This is a genomic window from Actinomadura sp. WMMB 499, assembly GCF_008824145.1.
Lineage (GTDB): Bacteria > Actinomycetota > Actinomycetes > Streptosporangiales > Streptosporangiaceae > Spirillospora.
In genome coordinates this window covers 1,218,286-1,235,111 of record NZ_CP044407.1, presented here as the reverse complement: position 1 = coordinate 1,235,111, position 16,826 = coordinate 1,218,286, and the positions used below count along the sequence as shown (strand labels likewise).

Sequence of the window (16,826 nt, the reverse complement as noted above, 5' to 3'; positions counted from 1 at the left end):
GGGGAGCGTAGCGCACGGTAGACATGCGGGGAGCGAGATGCCAGGTTTAGGTCGACTTATGTGAAGATGCGTAAACAGGCTGTGACATTGATATCTCGTGCATCACAAGTACGGACTTATGTGATCATTCGGGTTGGCCATGATGGTCGCTCTGTGTTGCAATGTTCCGCGCTCGCCCGCAGCGGAGCGGGTGGGCTACACGACCCGAATCTCATTCAGGTCCCGTGCGCCGCGAGCGGTCAACCCAGTGAGAGGTAGCGGAGGGCAGTGCGGAAAGCCGAAGGGGCCGACGGGGCCCCGCAGTCCCCCGAGCAACGCCCGTCTACCAGCGAAGACGCCACGAGAGGCGGCTTCCTGGGCGGGCGGTTCAGGCTGCGCAACTGGCGCGTGCGGACGCGCCTGCTGGCCCTCATCGTGGTCCCCACGGTCGTGGCGGCGCTGTTCGCCGGCCTCCGTGTGTCGGAGTCGGTCGAGGACGCCGACGCGTACGAGCGAACCGGCCGACTGGCCACGCTCGGTAACCAACTGACTGCGCTCACCCACGAGGTGGAGGGCGAGCGGGACATCACGGCCCGGTGGGCCGCCGGGGGCGCGAACGCCGTCACCCCCGACGAGCTCAAGGCCCAGCAGAACGCCGTGGACGTCGCCGCGCGCAAGGTGCGGGACGTCGCGCAGGACGTCGAGACGGGCTCGGAGTCGCTCGACCTCGCGGTCACCAACGTCCTCAACCGGGTCGACGACCTGGCGGCCCTGCGCAAGCTGGCGACGCGCCTCGCCCCGGGCGTGGTCATCGACCGCTACAGCGACTTCGTCTCCGCGTTCGGCGACTTCCACCAGATCGTCTCGCAGACCGCGCCCACGCCCGAGATCGCGCAGAGCGCGCTGGCCCTGTCCGACCTCGCGCACGCCAAGGACGCCGCGTCACGCGAGCGGTCCCTGATCGTCAGCGCGATGTGGCAGCAGCGGTTCGAACCGCTGGAGCGCGGCCGGGTCGAGGACGCGCGCGCCGAGCTGAACGCCAGCATCGACTCCTTCCGCAGCACGGCGACGACCGCGCAGCTCCGGCTCTACGAGGACACCGTCACCGGCCCCGAGCTGGACCAGGCCGAGTACACCCGGCTGCTCGTGCTGACACGCGCCGACGCGACACCGAACCTCGAGGTGCGGTTCAGCGCGAACGCCGCCAAGGACTGGGTGAACGACTCGTCCGCGCGGGTGGACCGGCTCCGGACGGTCGAGAAGAGCATCGCCTCGAACCTGGTGGCCGACTCGGACGACGCGCAGTCCGGCGCCCAGTGGGACGCGATCCGCGACGCGGTGGTGCTGTTCCTGGTCCTCGCGATCGTCGTGGCGGCCGTCCTGGCCGTCGCCCGCTCGCTGGTGCGGCCGCTGCGCCGGCTGCAGTCCGGCGCGCTGGAGATCGCCGGCACCCGGCTGCCCGGCCTGGTCGAGCGGCTCCGCGACCCCGACGCCGCCGCCGGCGGCATCGAGGTCGAACCGATCGACGTCGACTCCCGGGACGAGATCGGCCAGGTCGCGCGGGCGTTCGACGAGGTCCACCGGGAAGCGGTCCGGCTGGCGGCCGACGAGGCCGTCCTGCGCGGCAACATCAACGCGATGTTCGTCAACCTGTCGCGGCGCAGCCAGTCGCTGATCGAGCGCCAGCTGCGCCTCATCGAGGAGCTGGAGCAGAGCGAGCGCGACGAGGAGCAGCTCGCCAACCTGTTCCGCCTCGACCACCTGGCCACCCGCATGCGCCGCAACAACGAGAACCTGCTGGTCCTCGGCGGCCAGGAGCAGGTGCGGCGGTGGCGCAAGCCCGTCCCGCTCATCGACGTCGTGCGCGCGTCGCTGTCGGAGGTCGAGCAGTACGAGCGCGTCTCGCTGCGCGTCCACGGCGACATGACCGTCGCCGGACCGGCCGTCAACGACCTCGTCCACCTGCTCGCCGAGCTCGTCGAGAACGCCACCACGTTCTCCTCCGAGCACACCAAGGTGACGGTGTCGGGCCAGCTGCTCAGCGGCGGCGGCTCGATGCTGCAGATCACCGACAACGGCGTCGGGATGGCCCCCGAGGAGCTCGAGCAGGCCAACTGGCGGCTGGTGAACCCGCCGGTCATCGACTTCGGCGCCGCCCGCCGGATGGGTCTGTTCGTGGTCGGCCGCCTCGCCGTCCGGCACGGCATCCGCGTCGAGCTGCGCGCCGCACAGGGCGGCGGCCTCACCGCGTTCGTCGTCCTGCCGGACGCCGTCGTCAGCCCCGGCGAGTCGGGCGGCATCGGCGCCCGCGGCCTGCCCGGCCGGGAGGTCGCCGAGCAGGGCCCGCTGGCCACCCTCACCGCGCCCGCCGAGGCGCCCGCCATCGGCGCGACCGGCGCGTTCCAGCAGGAGGGACCCGGCACGGCCGGCACGCCCGCGCTCGGCGCGGGCACCCCGCCCGGCGGCCCGTCCCCGATGGGCGGCGGCACCGGCCCGCTGCGCCCGCTCCGCGGCGCCACCGGCCCGCAGCCGACCATGAACGACTCCGGCCCGTTCGGTCCCGTGCGCGGCACCGGCGCGCACGCCCGCCCCGGCACCGGCCCGCTGCCCCGCGTCCCCGCGGACGAGCCCGCCCGGCACCCGTCCGAGCGCCCCACCGAGGAATGGCGCCCGGACGGTCCGGAGCCGGTGCGGCGCCCGGGCGAACTGCCGGTGCGGCAGCCGGGCGCCCAGCTGCCGGGACGTCCCGGCGACGACGGCGGCTCGAACGGGCTGTTCGAGCCGCGCAACGAGCGGGCGGCCGAGTCTGCCCACGAGCCGCCGGGCGGCGAGCCCGTCGTCCCCGAAGCGCAGCCGGTGGTGCCCGAACCCCGCTCGTCGCGGCGCAACCCCTGGGAGACGGGCCCGCTCGACCAGCTCGGCGAGCAGTACGGTGAGCAGCCCGGCGACCAGTACGGTGAGCAGTACGGCGGAGCGGCCGACGCGACGATCGCGGACGGTTCGCTGAACGGCGCGGCGCACGGCGGCGACCCCGGATGGGGCGAGCCGGGCGGCCCGGCCCCGGCCGAGCCCGCCCGGCCGGACACCACGCAGGGGTTCGGAGGCCGCCCCCACATGGCGGACGCCGCCCCCGAGCAGCCCGTCCGGGAGCCGTCGATGTTCGACCGCCCGGCGCAGGCCCCCACGGCGCCGCCGCAGAGCGCGCCGGCCCCGCGCCCGGCCCCGCCCGCGCCGCCGCAGGCCCCGCCCCGGGTGCCCGAGCGCTCACCGATCTTCGACGCGATGCAGTCGGAATGGTTCCAGCGCAGGTCGGGGGAGACGGTGAACGAGGATCCGGTGAAGGGCTGGGAGTCCCCCGCGGACGCGGGGTTCCGCGCCGCCGAGGCCGCCCGCGAGCCCGTGGCCGAGAAGCGCACGTCCGTCGGGCTGCCCAAGCGGGTGCCCGGCAAGAACCGCGTCCCGGGCGCGGTCGGCAAGCCGGGCGGGACGCCCCAGCCGCCCACCGTGCCGACCGCGGACCCGACCGCGGGACGCCCGCCGCAGCAGCCGTCGGGCACGTCCGCGCCGGGCGCACCCGCACCGGGCGCACCGGCACCGGACGCGCCGGCGCAGGGCCGGCCGGAAGAGCAGCAGGGATTCGGCCAGTCGGCCGACGTCGTACGGAACCGCTTCGCGAGTCTGCAGCGCGGCGTCCATCGGGGCCGCACCGAGACTCGCGGCGGAGGCACGTCAGGTGAGGCGCCGTCACAGGATGACGGCGAGACAGGAGGCACCCGGTGAGCGGGCAGGATCTCAACTGGTTGGTGACGAACTTCGCTGACCGTGTCCCGAAGGTCGCGCACGCCGTCGTGGTCTCCTCGGACGGTTTGCCCATGGCGTACTCGGCGGGCTTCCCGCCGGAGCGGGCGGACCAGCTGTCGGCGATCGCGTCCGGTCTGATGAGCCTCACGCAGGGCGCCGCGAAGATCTTCGACGCGGGCGGCGTGAACCAGACGGTCGTCGAGATGGACCGCGGGCTGCTGTTCGTCATGTCGATCACCAACGGTTCGGTGTTCGCGGTCCTCGCCGCTCCCGACTGCGACCTCGGGCTGGTCGCGTACGAGATGACGCTCCTGGTGGAGCGGGTCGGACGCGTGCTGAGCCCGGCCCTGCGCGGGCAGGCCGAACCGCACGGCCCGTCCGTGACCGAGATGGGCGCCGGGCCCGCCCGCTACTGACCCTGACTGACTCTGACGGAGGTCAGCGACATGGATCGAGGCAGTCCCTACGGAGGCGGCCCCGGTGGCCCCGGCGGCTGGCCGGGCGAGCCCCGGCACCCGCACCCGGCGCCGGGGCGTGCCCCCGTGCAGGAGGACGAGGGCGAGGGCAGCTCGCTGGTGCGTCCCTACGCGGTCACCGGCGGGCGGACGAAGCCGCGGTACGACCTGGCCATCGAGGCCCTGGTCACCGCCGCCCCCTACCCGCCGCGGGACGTGGCCGTGCTGACCCCGGAGTACCGGGCGATCATGGACCTGTGCCGGCAGGCCCGTTCGGTGGCCGAGGTGTCGGCGCTGCTGCGCATCCCGCTCGGCGTGGCGCGCGTCCTGGTCGCCGACATGGCCGTCGAGGGGCTGCTGCGCCTGCACCAGTCGCAGCCCTCCACCACCGCCGGCGGTCAGCCGGACATCCGCTTGCTAGAAAGGGTGCTCAGTGGCCTTCGGAAGCTCTGACCAGGCCCCGGGACCGCACGGCGGCGAGGCCGAGCTGACCTCGGTCAAGATCGTCGTCGGCGGGGGGTTCGGCGTCGGCAAGACGACCTTCGTGGGCTCGGTCTCGGAGATCATGCCGCTCACCACCGAGGCGGTGATGACGGCCGCCTCCGCGGACGTCGACGACCTGTCGGCCGTCCCGGACAAGACGACCACGACGGTCGCGATGGACTTCGGCCGGGTCTCGCTCGACAGCGAGCTGATCCTGTACCTGTTCGGCACGCCCGGGCAGCACCGGTTCTGGTTCATGTGGGACGACCTGGTCCGCGGCGCCATCGGCGCGGTGGTGCTCGTCGACACCCGCCGGCTCGAGGACTGCTTCGCCGCCGTCGACTACTTCGAGGAGCTCGGCCTGCCGTTCGTCGTCGGCGTCAACGGGTTCCACGGCGAGTTCCAGTTCGCGATCGAGGACATCCGCGACGCCCTGTCGATCAGCGCGCACGTCCCGATCGTCCAGTGCGACGCGCGCAGCCGCGAGTCCACGAAGCAGGTACTGATCACGCTGGTGCAGCACGCGATGACGGTGCACGCCACGGCCGGGGCGCACGCGCAGCCCGCAGCCCCGCCCGCGCCGCCGGCCGGCCCGGCGGCGGGTCCGCTCGGCACCTCCTCGCCCAGCTGGACGTGACCGCCGGGGCACCACCTGGGCCCCTGCCATGGGGACGACGCTTCCCGCGTGCCGTTGCGAGCCGTCGCGTGCCGTGCGGCGTTCGTACACACGTCGTGGTCGCCGTCCCCGGCGCTTCGCGCGACCTCCGGCACCGGGCGCCCGCGGCCGCGCGAAGCGGGACACCGCGCGGAGCGCGCGGTCGTGTCTGGTCGGACACATCGGCGCTCCCCAGGGTCCCTACGGTCGCGTAGGTCGTGTGTACGATGCATCATTGTTCGACGTGATCGAACATGATTCAGCGCCGGGGGCGGCGGAGCGGATCCGCACGTACGTCGCCCTCGGGGACAGCTTCACCGAAGGACTGAACGACCCCTACCCCGGTCCGGACGACCGGTTCCGCGGCTGGGCGGACCGGCTCGCCGAGCACCTCGCCGAGCGACACCCCGGGCTGCGGTACGCGAACCTCGCGGTGCGCGGCAAGCTCGTGCGGCAGATCGTCGACGACCAGGTGCCGCGGGCCGTTGAGATGGATCCCGACCTGGTGACGTTCTGCGCGGGCGGCAACGACATCCTGCGGCCGGGGGCGGATCCGGACGCGCTCGCGGTGCTGTTCGACGACGCCGTGCGGCGGCTGCGGGCGACCGGGGCGCACGTGGTGGTCTTCACCGGTTTCGACCCGCGCGGGCTGCGCAACGGGCGGCGCATCCGGGGCAAGGGCGCCACCTACAACATGCACCTGCGGGCGATCGCCGACCGGCGCGGGTGCACGGTCGTCGACCTGTGGGCGCTGCGGGTGTTCCACGCTCCCCAGGCGTGGTTCGAGGACCGGCTGCACCTGTCGCCGGAAGGGCACCGGCGCATGGCGCTGCGGGTCGCGGAGGTGATCGGGCTGCCGGTGGAGGGCGACTGGCGCGAGCCCTGGCCGCCCGCCGACCCCGCCGACTGGCTCACCTCGCGCCGCGAGGACCTGCACTGGGCGCGCGCCTACCTGCTCCCGTGGATCGGGCGCCGGGTCACCGGACGCTCGTCCGGCGACGGCCGCGACCCGAAGCGGCCCACCCCGCTACCCCTCTGAAGGGCGTCCTCCGTGGGGCGCCCTCTGAGAGGCGCCCTCTGTGGGGCGTTCTCTGAAAGGCGCCTTCCGTGCAGCGTTCTCCGTGGGGCGCCTTCCGTGAGATGCCCTCTATGGGACGTTCTCCGAGAGGCGTTCTCCGTGAGGTGCCTTCCGTGGGACGTTCTCTGTGGGCGTTCTCCGTGGGGCGCCTTCGAGAGGCGCCCTTCGAGAGGCGCCCTCGGAGGGCCCCTCGGAGGGGACCTCCGAGGGGCCCTCCGACGTGGGGTCAGGCCGGGTCGGTCTGGGCGGCGCTCCGTGCGTTCGGGATGCCGCCAGCGGCGCCGCCCGCGGCGCCGCCCGCGGTGCCGCCCGGCTCCGCGCCGAGGGCGTCCCGCAGCGAGCCGTGGACGGGGATCCGCCGGTGCAGCCCGGTGATCTCCAGCGTGCGGCGGATGAGCGGCCGCGGCGCGGCCAGCGCGAGCCCGCCGCCGGCGGCGGTGGCGGATTTGAAGCAGGCGACGATGATCGACAGGCCGCCGGAGTCCATGAACTCGAGATCGGCGAGGTCGAGGACGAGGTCGTCGCCGTGGTCGCGCCGGGCGTCGCGCAGCGCGCGGCGCAGCGCGTCGGCGGTGGCGATGTCGAGTTCTCCGCACAAGCGGACGACGCAGCGCCCGTTCTCGGTGCGGGCGGTGACTTCGAGCGGTCGCACGTGGTCCCTCCTTCTGCGATCGGTCGGGGATACTTTACACATGACAAATTCTCGCACCATCCGTCCCGCGCGACCATGTCGCGAGCGGATGTGTCGGACGTCACCGGGGCCATAGGGTGCTCACCAGACGTGCCCCCGCCCCCTCGCGTAGGAGAAGGACCCACAGGTGAGTTCCCCCCGGCTGCCGGACCATCTCGAAGTGCTGCTCACCGAGGAGCCCGTACTCGACGTGTACGCGCACGGGCCCTGGCGCGTCCCGGACGGGCTGTACGACGAACTCCGCGCGCGGGCGGTCGCGTTCAACGAGGACCCGCGCGTCGTGAAGCTGCCCCGGAGCCACGGCGACTTCTACAACGAGCGCACCACCGCCGCCGGAGCGGAACTGTGGTCGCTGCTGACGTTCCTGCTCGGGGCGTCGGCGCTGCGCGGCGGCTCCCGCGGCGACGTCGACTACGAGGTGCTGGCGGACTTCATGGCCGCGCCCGAGCCCTGCGTCCGCGACCCCCTCGCCTGGTTCTCCCAGGCCGGCCGGTGGCGGCCGCCGGGCCTGTGGCTGGCCGAACCGGCCGGGGACGATCCCGCCCTGCGCGCCGTGATGCTCGAGCTGGCGCGGGCGGGCCTGGAGGTGTTCGACGGCGTGGAGCCGGTCGAGCGCCGCCGCCGGGCGCTGATCGGGATCTTCGACCGCCGCGCCGCCGACCCCGTGCTGCGCGAGCGCGACCTGACCGTCCCGAAGCCGCTGCTGGAGGACGCCTGGACCGCCGGGCTGACCGACGCGGACCTGGCCGTGCTGCCCGAGCTGGCCGGGCCCGTCGGCTATCTCGGCTGGGCCTGCGAGGGGTTCGAGGCCGCGCACGGGCGGCTCGGCGCCGCGCTCGGCTCCGGGGACGGGACCGACGACGCGCTCGCCCGGCTGCTGCTCGCCGCCGACACCGCGGCCGTCCCCGCCGAGCTGGCCGTCACCCTCGGCACCGACCGGCACGCCAACCTGCAGGACCGGCTGCGGGCCCTGCGCGCCGACTTCGCCGTCGATCCCTGGCGGCACGACGTGCGCGACCGGCTCGCGCTCGCGCTCGTCGCGGGCGAGGCCGACGCGGCCCGCGCCTGGCTCGACATGGCCGTCCGGATCACCGGCGCCGTGCAGGGCCTGCCGGGCGCGCCGGTCGCCCCGCGCGACCGCGTGCCCGTCCGCGCGTTCCAGGCGGACGTGCGGCGGCTGTTCACCGCGCGCCGCGTCGTCAACCCGCTGGGGGACGCGCTGTTCCCGGCCGCCCGCGCGGGTTCGTCCGCCGCGGAGCCGGACGCCGGGGAGCCGGACGGCGGGACGGGCGAGCCGGCCGCGGAGCCCGCGCCGGGGGAGGGCGCGGCCGAGCCGCCGGACGACGAGCTGGTCGGGCAGCCGGAGCTCGCGCGCGCGGTCCGGGAGGCGGTGGCGGCGCGGCTCGCGGGGGCGCGGCCCGTCCGGCTGCTGATCACCGGACCGGCCGGGACGGGCAAGGGCACCGCGGCCGAGCTGGTGGAGCGCCGGCTCGCCGTCGCCGGTGCCGTCCGCGAGGCGCTGTGGATCTCCGACCAGGTGTTCGCGTCGCTGGGCGTCAGCGACGCCGTCCTGTGGCTGCAGGCCCGCGTCCGCGACTGCGTCGAGGCCCGGATGCTGCTGGTCGTGGACGACCTGGAGCGGCTCGCCGCGCACGAGCGGTGCGGTGCCGCCGCCGTGGAGGAGCTGCGGCGGCTGATGGCCCGCTCGCCCGCCCTGGACGTCGTCGCGCTGTGCCGCCCCGGCGGCGACCGGCGGCTGTTCGACGCCAACCCGGCGCTGGTCGGCGCGTTCGGCACCGCCCGCACCCGCGACTTCGCCGCGGACGGCTTCGCCGAGCTGTTCACCCGGGCCGCGAGCGGGCGCGGGTTCGCGGTGCCGGAAGAGGTGGCCGCCACCGCGGGCGGGCGCCTCGCCCGCACCCCCGCGCTGCTCAACCTGCGCGGCGCCCGCCTCGCCGAGCACCTGGCCGACCGCTGCGCCGCCGCCGCCCGCGCCCGCCTCGGCGGGGCCGCGGACGCGCCGGAGACCATGCCGCGGATCACTGAGGCCGACCTGCCGGAACGGATCGTCCCCGGCCGCCCGCCGGAGAGCGACCCCTTCGCCGAGCTGGCCGCCTGCGTGGGGATCGAGCCCGCGAAACGGGAGGTCGAGGCGCTCGTCGCCGAGGCCGAGGCCGCCCGGCTGCGCCGCGAGGCCGGGATGGCCGCCGCCGCCCGGCCCCGGCACCTGGTCTTCACCGGCGGGCCCGGCACTGGCAAGACGACCGTGGCCCGGATCCTCGGCCGGATCTACGCGGGGCGCGGCGTCCTGTCGTCCGGGCACCTCACCGAGGTCGAGCGGGCCGACCTGCTCGGCGAGTACGCGACCGAGAGCGTGCTGCGCGTCCGGCGCGCGGTGGAGCAGGCGCTCGGCGGGGTGCTGGTCGTCCGCGACGCGCACGCCCTCGTCTCGTCCGGGGACCCGGCGCGCGGCCGGGAGGTCCTGGACGTCCTGATCGCCACCGTCCAGGTGCACACCGACGACCTCGTGGTGGTGCTGACCGGGCCGGAGGCGGAGCTGAACGGGCTGCTGAAGGGGCACTCCGACCTCGCCGCGTTCTTCCCCCGCACGGTCCGCTTCCCGGACCTCACCGAGGACGAGCTGGTGCGGGTGTTCGCGGCCAAGGCCGCCGACGCCGGGTTCGCGCTCGCCGACGGCGTCCTGGACAAGGTCCGCGGGCTGCTGCGGGCCGCGCCGCAGGGGCCCGGGACCGGCAGCGCCCGCACCATGGTCAACCTCCTCGACCGCGCGGTCGCGCTGCAGGGCCGCCGCGTCCTCGCCGACGGGGTCGTCGACGAGACCGAGTCGCTCGACGAGATCCTGCTGGAGGACGTCCCGGACGCGCTCGCCCGGGGCCGCGAGGGCGTCCCCGGCGACCCGCTCGCCGAGATCGAGCGGCTGATCGGCCTCGACGCCACCAAGCGGGAGGTCGCCGCGCTGGTCGCCGAGGCCCGCGCCGGGCGGCTCCGGATGGACGCCAAGATCGCGCCGGGCTCCCCGGCGCGGCACATGGTGTTCACCGGCAACCCCGGCACCGCCAAGACCACCATCGCCCGGCTGGTCGCCGCCGTCTACGCGCAGCTCGGGCTGCTGTCGTCCGGGCACCTGGTCGAGGTCACCCGCGCCGACCTCGTCGCCGAGTTCATCGGCCAGACGGCGCCGCGGGTGCGCGGCGCGGTGGAGCGGGCGCTCGGCGGCGTGCTGTTCGTCGACGAGGCGTACGCGCTGGCCGACGCGGGCGGCGACCGCCGCGACTTCGGGCACGAGGCCATCGCGGAACTGCTGCGGCTGATGGAGGAGCACCGCAGCGACCTCGTGGTCATCGTGGCGGGCTACAAGACGGAGATGGAGCGGTTCGTCAAGGCCAATCCGGGACTGGAGTCCCGCTTCCCGAAGGTCCTGCACTTCCCCGACTACTCCGACGACGAGCTGGTCGCGATCTTCGAGTTCATGGCGGCCGAGGACGGGTTCGTCCTGGCGCCGGGCACGACGGACGCGCTGCGCGGGCTCGTCGCCGGGCACCCGCGCGGCGACACGTTCGGCAACGCCCGGTTCGTCCGGAACATGCTGGAGGCCGCGATCTCCCGGCAGGCGCGCCGCATCACCTCCGTCGAGGGCGAGCTGCCGCGCGCCGAGGCGGGCACCCTCCGCCCGGAGGACCTGCCGGACGCGCCGCCCGCCGGGCAGGACGGCGGCGGCTACGGCCCCTACCTGTGACGGTGCCCGTGACGGCGCCGCCACCGCCGGGGGAGTAGGGAACGCCCTGCCGGGCAGGCTGCCGCCGGGCGTCCCCTAAGCCTGATCGCGATGCCGTGTCCCTCGGCAAGGTGATTTGGAGCTGTGGACAATCATGCGGGGGATGGAAGCGCAGGACGCCCGGTTTGTCTATGGTCTACGGCATGACGAATGGTCGGCCGGAAGGCCGGGGACGACGTGAGGAGGCGCCGCGTGGCGCGCAGCGGGTATGACGGCGCCGGAGCGGGGCACGCCCACGGGGGCCCCGGCCGGGATCCGTACGGAGGTGCCTACGGGGACGTCTACGGCGGCGACCCTCGTCAAGGCGGCCCCTACAGCGACCCCTACGACGACCCGTACGCCGGCGACCAGCTCGCGGGCGGCCGCCCCGGGCCCGGCGGCCCCGGCGGGCCGCCGCCCGTCCGGCGCCGCCCCCCGCGCCGCAAGCGCCGCTGGGGGCGCGGGTTCGGCGTCGTGCTGGTCGTGCTCCTGCTGCTCGTCGTCGGCGGTTACTTCTACCTGGACTCCAAGCTCGAGCGCGAGGACGTCCTGGTCGACTACGCCGGCCGCGTCGCCGACACCCCGGGGACGAACTGGCTGATCGTGGGTTCCGACAGCCGCGAGGGCCTGTCGCGGGAGGAGCGCGCGAAGATGGCCACCGGCAAGGCCTCCGGACGGCGCACCGACTCGATGATGCTGCTGCACTACGGCGAGGGCGGCACGTCCCTCATCAGCCTCCCGCGCGACTCCTACGTCCCGATCGAGGGGCACGGGCGCAACAAGCTGAACGCCGCGTTCGCGCTCGGCGGCCCCAAGCTGCTCGTCCGGACGGTCGAGGAGACCACCGGCGTGCGCGTCGACCACTACGCCGAGATCGGGTTCGCCGGGTTCGTCGGCGTCGTGGACGCCGTCGGCGGCGTCGAGATGTGCCTCAAGGAGCCGATGAAGGACCCCAAGGCCGGGCTCGACCTGCAGGCCGGCTGCCAGACGCTCGACGGCGCCCACGCGCTCGGCTACGTCCGGAGCCGCAACTACGCGCGCGCCGACCTCGAGCGCGTCGAGAAGCAGCGGCAGTTCTTCGGGGCGCTGATGAAGAAGGCGGCGAGCCCCGGGACGCTGGTGAACCCGTTCCGCAGCATCCCGCTGGCGACGAACGGCGCGAGCAACTTCCTCGTGGACGAGGACGACCACATCCACGACCTCGCCCGGATGATGTGGGCGATGAAGGGCGTCAGCGGCGGCGACGGCGTGATGACGACCGTCCCGATCGGCGGGTCGGGCAGCTCGTCCGCCGCGGGCTCCTACATCACCTGGGACCGGCAGAAGGCGACCGCCCTGTTCGACGCGCTCAAGCAGGACCAGCCGATCCCGGCGAGCGTCTCCGGCAAGGACGCGGGTTAGAGTCGGAGGCATGTCGGACGCGACGCCCGAGCAGGAGAACCTGGACCAGCTGCCGTCCAAGGAGCTGTACGACCGCGCGATGCGGGTCGCCAAGGACGAGCGCGACGTCGGCTTCCTGTGGAAGCTGCTGCGCGCGATCCCGGCGGCGGCCGCCGCGCTGGGCGAGACGGACCGCGCCAGGTTCGACCTCCTGCACGGGCTCTCACTGCTCGAGGAGTTCACGCACGCGGGGGAGGGCGAGCTCGGTGACGCCCTCCGCCCCCTCTACATCGAGTACCTCACCGAGCACGCCAAGCGGGCTTGAGCGGCTCTTTAACCCGACTTGATCTCCGTTCCGCCACCCTAGGGAATCACTGTGCGTAGGCATCTGACCGCAGAGGGTGGTTGTAGTGAACAAGAAGCACATGAAGATCGCATCGATCGCGTTCGTGGCGTGGTACGTCGTGAGCCGTCCGGAGGGCGCGGCCACCATGGTCAACAACGCCCTGAGCGGTCTCGGCACGGCGGCGGAGTCGCTCTCCACGTTCATGAGCGCGATCCCGGCGTAGGTCCCGGCGGTCGCCCCGGCACGGTCGCCCCGGCACGGATCTTCCGGCGCGGCGACCGTCGAAGCGGCGGCCGTCCGGACGGCGACCGCTGATCCGGCGGCCCCGGCGGCCGTCCCGGTTCCGCTTCGGCCCCGTACCCCAGTCGGTGCGGGGCTCCTTGGCATGGCCATCAAGCGCTGGCGCTCCGGTCACAGTAAAATCGCGCTTTGCGGGCGGACACGCCTGGGCACAATCAAAACGGGTCATCGGGTCACGGCGCTAGGACGACAGGGACGGGCGTTCATGAAGAAGAACATGAAATATGTGGCGATCGCGTTCGTCATCTTCTACCTCCTGAGTTCACCGAACGAGGCGGCCGGCTTCGTGAACAACGTGTTCACCCAGTTGGGCCGGGCGGGCGGTTCGGTTTCGGCGTTCGTGGACGGCCTGGACCTGTCCCCCTGACGCTCCGGACGACCGGTGCGGCTTCGCCCCCGGCCGCCGGGCGGCGGGGGCGCGGCGATCTTTTAGTATCGCCCCATGTCTGTCTTCGATGTAGAGATCCAGGGTCTGCGGGGCGGCTCCGCGGACCTCGCGCAGTACCGGGGCAAGGCCGTGCTCGTCGTCAACGTCGCGTCCAAGTGCGGCCTCACCCCCCAGTACACCGGCCTCGAGCGGCTGCAGGAACGCTTCGCCGACCAGGGCTTCACCGTTCTCGGCGTCCCCTGCAACCAGTTCATGGGCCAGGAGCCCGGCACCCACGAGGAGATCGCCGAGTTCTGCTCCACGACGTACGGCGTCACGTTCCCGCTGACCGAGAAGGTCGACGTGAACGGCGACGACCGCCACCCCCTCTACCAGGGCCTCGTCGGCACTCCCGACGCCGAGGGCCACACCGGTGACATCCGGTGGAATTTCGAGAAGTTCCTCATCGCGCCCGACGGCACCGTCGCGGCGCGTTTCGCGCCGCAGGCCGAGCCCGAATCGGGCGAGGTCGTCGCCGCGATCGAGGGCGCCCTGCCGTCCTGAACGGCGCGCACCGGGCGACCGCGCACCGGGCGGCGATGTGAATCGCACCACATCGCCGCCCGGTTGTCGGTCATTGGATGTGCGGTCTAGCTTGAGGCATCTCGCGCCCTGACGTGCTCGGCGACCTGGAGGTTCCCATGCGAGGCTGGACCGCGGACGACATCGGCGACCTGACGGGGCGCCGCGCGATCGTCACCGGGGCCAACAGCGGCCTCGGCTACCACACGGCCCTCCGGCTCGCGCGGCACGGCGCGACCGTCGTGCTGGCCTGCCGGAGCGCCGAGCGCGGGCAGACCGCCCACGACCGGATCCGCGCCGCCGTCCCGGACGCCGACATCGCGCTCGGCTCGCTCGACCTCGCCGACCTGGCGTCCGTCCGCGCCTTCGCCGAGCGCCACCCCGAACCCCTCGACGTCCTCGTCAACAACGCCGGCGTCATGGCGCTCCCGTACCGCACCACCGCGGACGGCTTCGAGATGCAGTTCGGCACCAACCACCTCGGCCACTTCGCGCTCACCGGCCTGCTGCTGCCCGCACTGCGCGCCGCGAAGGCGCCCCGCGTCGTCAACGTCACGTCCGGCATGGCCTGGAGCGGGCGCTTCGACTGGAAGGACCTGCAGGGCGAGCGCCGCTACCGCAAGTGGGCCGCCTACGGTCAGTCCAAGCTTGCCAACCTGGCCTTCACCGCCGAACTCGACCGGCGCGTCCCCGAGCTGACCGCCGTCGCCGCCCACCCCGGCTACGCCGCCACCAACCTCCAGCAGACCGGCCCCCGCATGCAGGGCAGCCGCCTCGGCGAGCGCGTCACCGGCCTCGGCAACGCCATCATCGCCCAGCCCGCCCGCTCCGGCGCCCTGCCCCTCCTCTACGCCGCGACGTCCCCGGACGTGCGAGGCGGCGCCTGCTACGGCCCCCGCATCCTGCAGTACCGCGGCGCGCCCACCGAGGTCGTCACGCCCCCGCAGGCCACCCGCCCCGGCGTCCCGGCCCGCCTGTGGCAGGTGTCGGAATCCCTGACGGGCGTCACCTGGGAGGGCTGACGGGCACGGGGAGCGGCGCCGGACGGTCGCGGCGCGCCGGTCACGCGGGCGCGCGGTCGATGTCCCAGTCGAGGGTCGCGGGCACGGCGCCCTCGAGGGTGAGCAGCCACCGCTTGCCCTCCACGCCGCACGCCCCGCTGTACCCGCCGAGCCCGGTCGACGCGACCACCCGGTGGCACGGGACGATCAGCGGGATCGGGTTCGCGCCCATCACCTGCCCGACGACCTGCGCGTGCACGCCCGTCCCGCTGCGCTCGCCCAGCTCCCCGTAGGTCACGACCGTCCCGTACGGGACCTCCTCGTACAGCGCGGACAGCACCGCCCGCTGCGCGTCCGAGGTCAGCCGCCAGTCGATCGGCAGGCCGAACGTCTCGAGGTCGCCCGCGAAGTACGCGCGCAGCGCGTCGATCGCGGGAGCCGTCCGTCCGGGATCGTCCACGACGCGCAGACCGGACGCCTTGACGATGCGTGCGCGCGCGCCGGGCGAGTCGTGGAAGTGCAGCGAGACCACGCCCGCCTCGGTCACGGCCACGAGCAGGCGCCCGAGCACGGTCTCCACCGTGCCGAACGCGAGGGTGTCGTCCACTGGATGCTCCTTCCTCCCACCATTCAACCCCGGAAGAGCCGCCCGCGTTGCGCCCGTACGGCCTGCACGCGGCCGGGTGGGCGGCCGGGGCCGTCACCGTCGCGGGCGGTCTCCTCACCCTCCTCGTCAAGCCCTCCCCGGCGACGCCCGTGCCGCCGGAGGGGACCGTCACGAGCCGGGAGGACGCGCTCGCCCGAGGACGGATGCGGCGGCCGTCCCGGCCGGGACCGGGGCGGCCGCCGCGCAGGTCATTCGGCGGTGAGCGTGCGGTGGAGGCGGGCGGCCTCCTGCACCAGCCGGCTGGAGCCGCCGCGCGCGGCGACCTCCGCGAGCCCCGGCACGGTCTCGCGCGCCCGGACGGTCTCGGCGGTGCGGGTGCCGAGGGCGATGAGGTCGGGCAGGCCGGACGGGGCGCGCGTGCCGGGCTCGGGCAGGAGCAGCGGGATCGCGGCGGCGACCACCGGCCACACGCCCGCGTGCGCGCCCGCGTCGGCGGCCTCGGTCAGGGACCGGACGGCCCGGTTCGGCTTGATGCGGTCGATCTGCGTGAGCCTGCCGATCGCGGTGCCGGCGTCGGTGGCCGGAAGGTGACCGCGCGCGCTCATGACGAGGAACGCCTCGACCGCGTCCGCGCGCTCGCGCGCGTCCTTGTGCGCGAGCGCGCAGGCGAGGACGGTGCCGGTGGCCCCGCCCGCCGGGCCGTCCGCCTCGGCGAGTGCGAGCGCGGTGGCGCCCTGCCCGCTCGCGTACTCGTAAGGGTCGATCTGGTGGGGGAGCGCGTGCGCGGCCGCCACCTCGCGGTGGGACGGCAGCAGCGCGGGCCACGACTCGGTGCCCCCGCAGTCGTGGGACGAGGTGAACTTCGCGTGGTGCCCCCACAGTTCGGCGAGGTCGGTCGGGACGTCCCCGGTGGGAATCACCGTCACCACACCGTGCGGCGGGAGGTTCAGGTGTCGTCCGCCCTCGGTGTGCAGCGGCTCGTCCAGCAGCCCGCATTCGACGGTCGGGTCGGGCAGCCCGCCGGACGCCAGCGCCAGTGCGAGCGTCCGTCCGGCCGGGGTGGTCAGGCCCTTCGCGCGGACGGCGGCGCCCGAGTCCACGTCGCGGGGGATCCGGAGCAGAGCCTGGAGGAAGTCGGCGCGGCCGGGCTCGGCGCCGGTCGCCTCGTAGCGTTCGAGCCGTTCGACGAGCGTCATGGGGGCGATGTGGCCGCTGCCCTCGGTCGGCGCGGCCAGCAGCACCGGGACCTCGCCGACGAGGGAGGCGAGCTCGTGCTTGCGCAGGATGAGGAAGTACCGCAGCGGCGGATTGTGCCCGCTCGGCACG

General features: G+C 74.3%; 15 protein-coding genes. 12 read left to right on the top strand and 3 right to left on the bottom strand.

The window, feature by feature from the left end; all coding sequences use genetic code 11:
* Positions 1 to 387: 387 nt before the first annotated feature.
* The 5 genes from F7P10_RS05210 (at position 388) to F7P10_RS05190 (ending at position 6,412) form a co-directional block, all read left to right on the top strand.
* Positions 388 to 3,759, top strand: a complete 3,372-nt coding sequence (locus tag F7P10_RS05210) for a nitrate- and nitrite sensing domain-containing protein (protein ID WP_218040385.1) — start codon at positions 388 to 390, stop codon at positions 3,757 to 3,759.
* Entirely contained in the window at positions 3,756 to 4,196 is a 441-nt protein-coding gene (locus tag F7P10_RS05205) for a roadblock/LC7 domain-containing protein (RefSeq protein WP_026400464.1), read from the top strand. Before F7P10_RS05210 ends, F7P10_RS05205 begins: the two co-directional genes overlap by 4 nt.
* A gap of 30 nt (positions 4,197 to 4,226) precedes the next feature.
* Positions 4,227 to 4,688 (top strand): DUF742 domain-containing protein, encoded by a 462-nt coding sequence (locus F7P10_RS05200; protein WP_151008314.1) that lies wholly within the window; start codon positions 4,227 to 4,229, stop codon positions 4,686 to 4,688.
* 34 nt (positions 4,689 to 4,722) lie between these two features.
* Complete coding sequence (locus F7P10_RS05195) at positions 4,723 to 5,355, top strand: ATP/GTP-binding protein (protein ID WP_151017843.1); 633 nt, start codon at positions 4,723 to 4,725, stop codon at positions 5,353 to 5,355.
* 262 nt (positions 5,356 to 5,617) lie between these two features.
* Positions 5,618 to 6,412, top strand: a complete 795-nt coding sequence (locus tag F7P10_RS05190; RefSeq protein ID WP_254716413.1) for an SGNH/GDSL hydrolase family protein — start codon at positions 5,618 to 5,620, stop codon at positions 6,410 to 6,412.
* Between the two features lie 265 nt (positions 6,413 to 6,677).
* On the opposite strand, the gene F7P10_RS05185 is transcribed toward F7P10_RS05190, so the two are convergent.
* Positions 6,678 to 7,103, bottom strand: a complete 426-nt coding sequence (locus F7P10_RS05185; protein ID WP_176611307.1) for an anti-sigma factor antagonist — start codon at positions 7,101 to 7,103, stop codon at positions 6,678 to 6,680.
* Between the two features lie 166 nt (positions 7,104 to 7,269).
* Here F7P10_RS05185 and F7P10_RS05180 point away from each other — a divergent pair, with 166 nt between their 5' ends.
* The 7 genes from F7P10_RS05180 to F7P10_RS05155 all read left to right on the top strand — a co-directional run bounded on the left by F7P10_RS05180 (position 7,270) and on the right by F7P10_RS05155 (position 14,914).
* A complete protein-coding gene (locus F7P10_RS05180) occupies positions 7,270 to 10,899 on the top strand; it encodes an AAA family ATPase (RefSeq protein WP_151008312.1) in 3,630 nt (1,209 codons plus the stop codon).
* Between the two features lie 231 nt (positions 10,900 to 11,130).
* Positions 11,131 to 12,318, top strand: coding sequence for an LCP family protein (locus F7P10_RS05175; protein WP_254716412.1), 1,188 nt, complete (start codon positions 11,131 to 11,133; stop codon positions 12,316 to 12,318).
* A 10-nt stretch (positions 12,319 to 12,328) separates the two neighbouring features.
* Positions 12,329 to 12,622: a hypothetical protein gene (locus F7P10_RS05170; protein WP_151008310.1), complete on the top strand. Its 294-nt coding sequence runs from the start codon at positions 12,329 to 12,331 to the stop codon at positions 12,620 to 12,622.
* Positions 12,623 to 12,722: 100 nt separating this feature from the next.
* Positions 12,723 to 12,866: a hypothetical protein gene (locus F7P10_RS42025; protein WP_176611248.1), complete on the top strand. Its 144-nt coding sequence runs from the start codon at positions 12,723 to 12,725 to the stop codon at positions 12,864 to 12,866.
* A gap of 162 nt (positions 12,867 to 13,028) precedes the next feature.
* Positions 13,029 to 13,310 (top strand): hypothetical protein, encoded by a 282-nt coding sequence (locus tag F7P10_RS05165; protein WP_151008309.1) that lies wholly within the window; start codon positions 13,029 to 13,031, stop codon positions 13,308 to 13,310.
* A 75-nt stretch (positions 13,311 to 13,385) separates the two neighbouring features.
* Complete coding sequence (locus tag F7P10_RS05160; RefSeq protein WP_151008308.1) at positions 13,386 to 13,874, top strand: glutathione peroxidase; 489 nt, start codon at positions 13,386 to 13,388, stop codon at positions 13,872 to 13,874.
* Positions 13,875 to 14,011: 137 nt separating this feature from the next.
* Positions 14,012 to 14,914: an oxidoreductase gene (locus F7P10_RS05155; protein ID WP_151008307.1), complete on the top strand. Its 903-nt coding sequence runs from the start codon at positions 14,012 to 14,014 to the stop codon at positions 14,912 to 14,914.
* A gap of 40 nt (positions 14,915 to 14,954) precedes the next feature.
* Here the strand turns inward: F7P10_RS05155 and F7P10_RS05150 are convergent, their stop codons facing one another.
* Together F7P10_RS05150 and F7P10_RS05145 are read right to left on the bottom strand one after the other, a co-directional pair.
* On the bottom strand, positions 14,955 to 15,500 hold the full coding sequence (locus tag F7P10_RS05150; protein WP_151008306.1) for a methylated-DNA--[protein]-cysteine S-methyltransferase: 546 nt from the start codon (positions 15,498 to 15,500) through the stop codon (positions 14,955 to 14,957).
* Between the two features lie 248 nt (positions 15,501 to 15,748).
* Positions 15,749 to 16,825: a DUF6493 family protein gene (locus tag F7P10_RS05145; RefSeq protein ID WP_151008305.1), complete on the bottom strand. Its 1,077-nt coding sequence runs from the start codon at positions 16,823 to 16,825 to the stop codon at positions 15,749 to 15,751.
* Position 16,826 lies beyond the last annotated feature (1 nt).

Excerpts from the sequence above, each read along its gene's own strand:
- F7P10_RS05170 (WP_151008310.1), top strand. The coding sequence starts at position 12,329 with ATGTCGGACGCGACGCCCGAGCAGGAGAACCTGGACCAGCTGCCGTCC.
- F7P10_RS05200 (WP_151008314.1), top strand. The coding sequence starts at position 4,227 with ATGGATCGAGGCAGTCCCTACGGAGGCGGCCCCGGTGGCCCCGGCGGC.
- F7P10_RS05155 (WP_151008307.1), top strand. The coding sequence starts at position 14,012 with ATGCGAGGCTGGACCGCGGACGACATCGGCGACCTGACGGGGCGCCGC.
- F7P10_RS05160 (WP_151008308.1), top strand. The coding sequence starts at position 13,386 with ATGTCTGTCTTCGATGTAGAGATCCAGGGTCTGCGGGGCGGCTCCGCG.
- F7P10_RS05165 (WP_151008309.1), top strand. The coding sequence starts at position 13,029 with ATGGCCATCAAGCGCTGGCGCTCCGGTCACAGTAAAATCGCGCTTTGC.
- F7P10_RS42025 (WP_176611248.1), top strand. The coding sequence starts at position 12,723 with ATGAAGATCGCATCGATCGCGTTCGTGGCGTGGTACGTCGTGAGCCGT.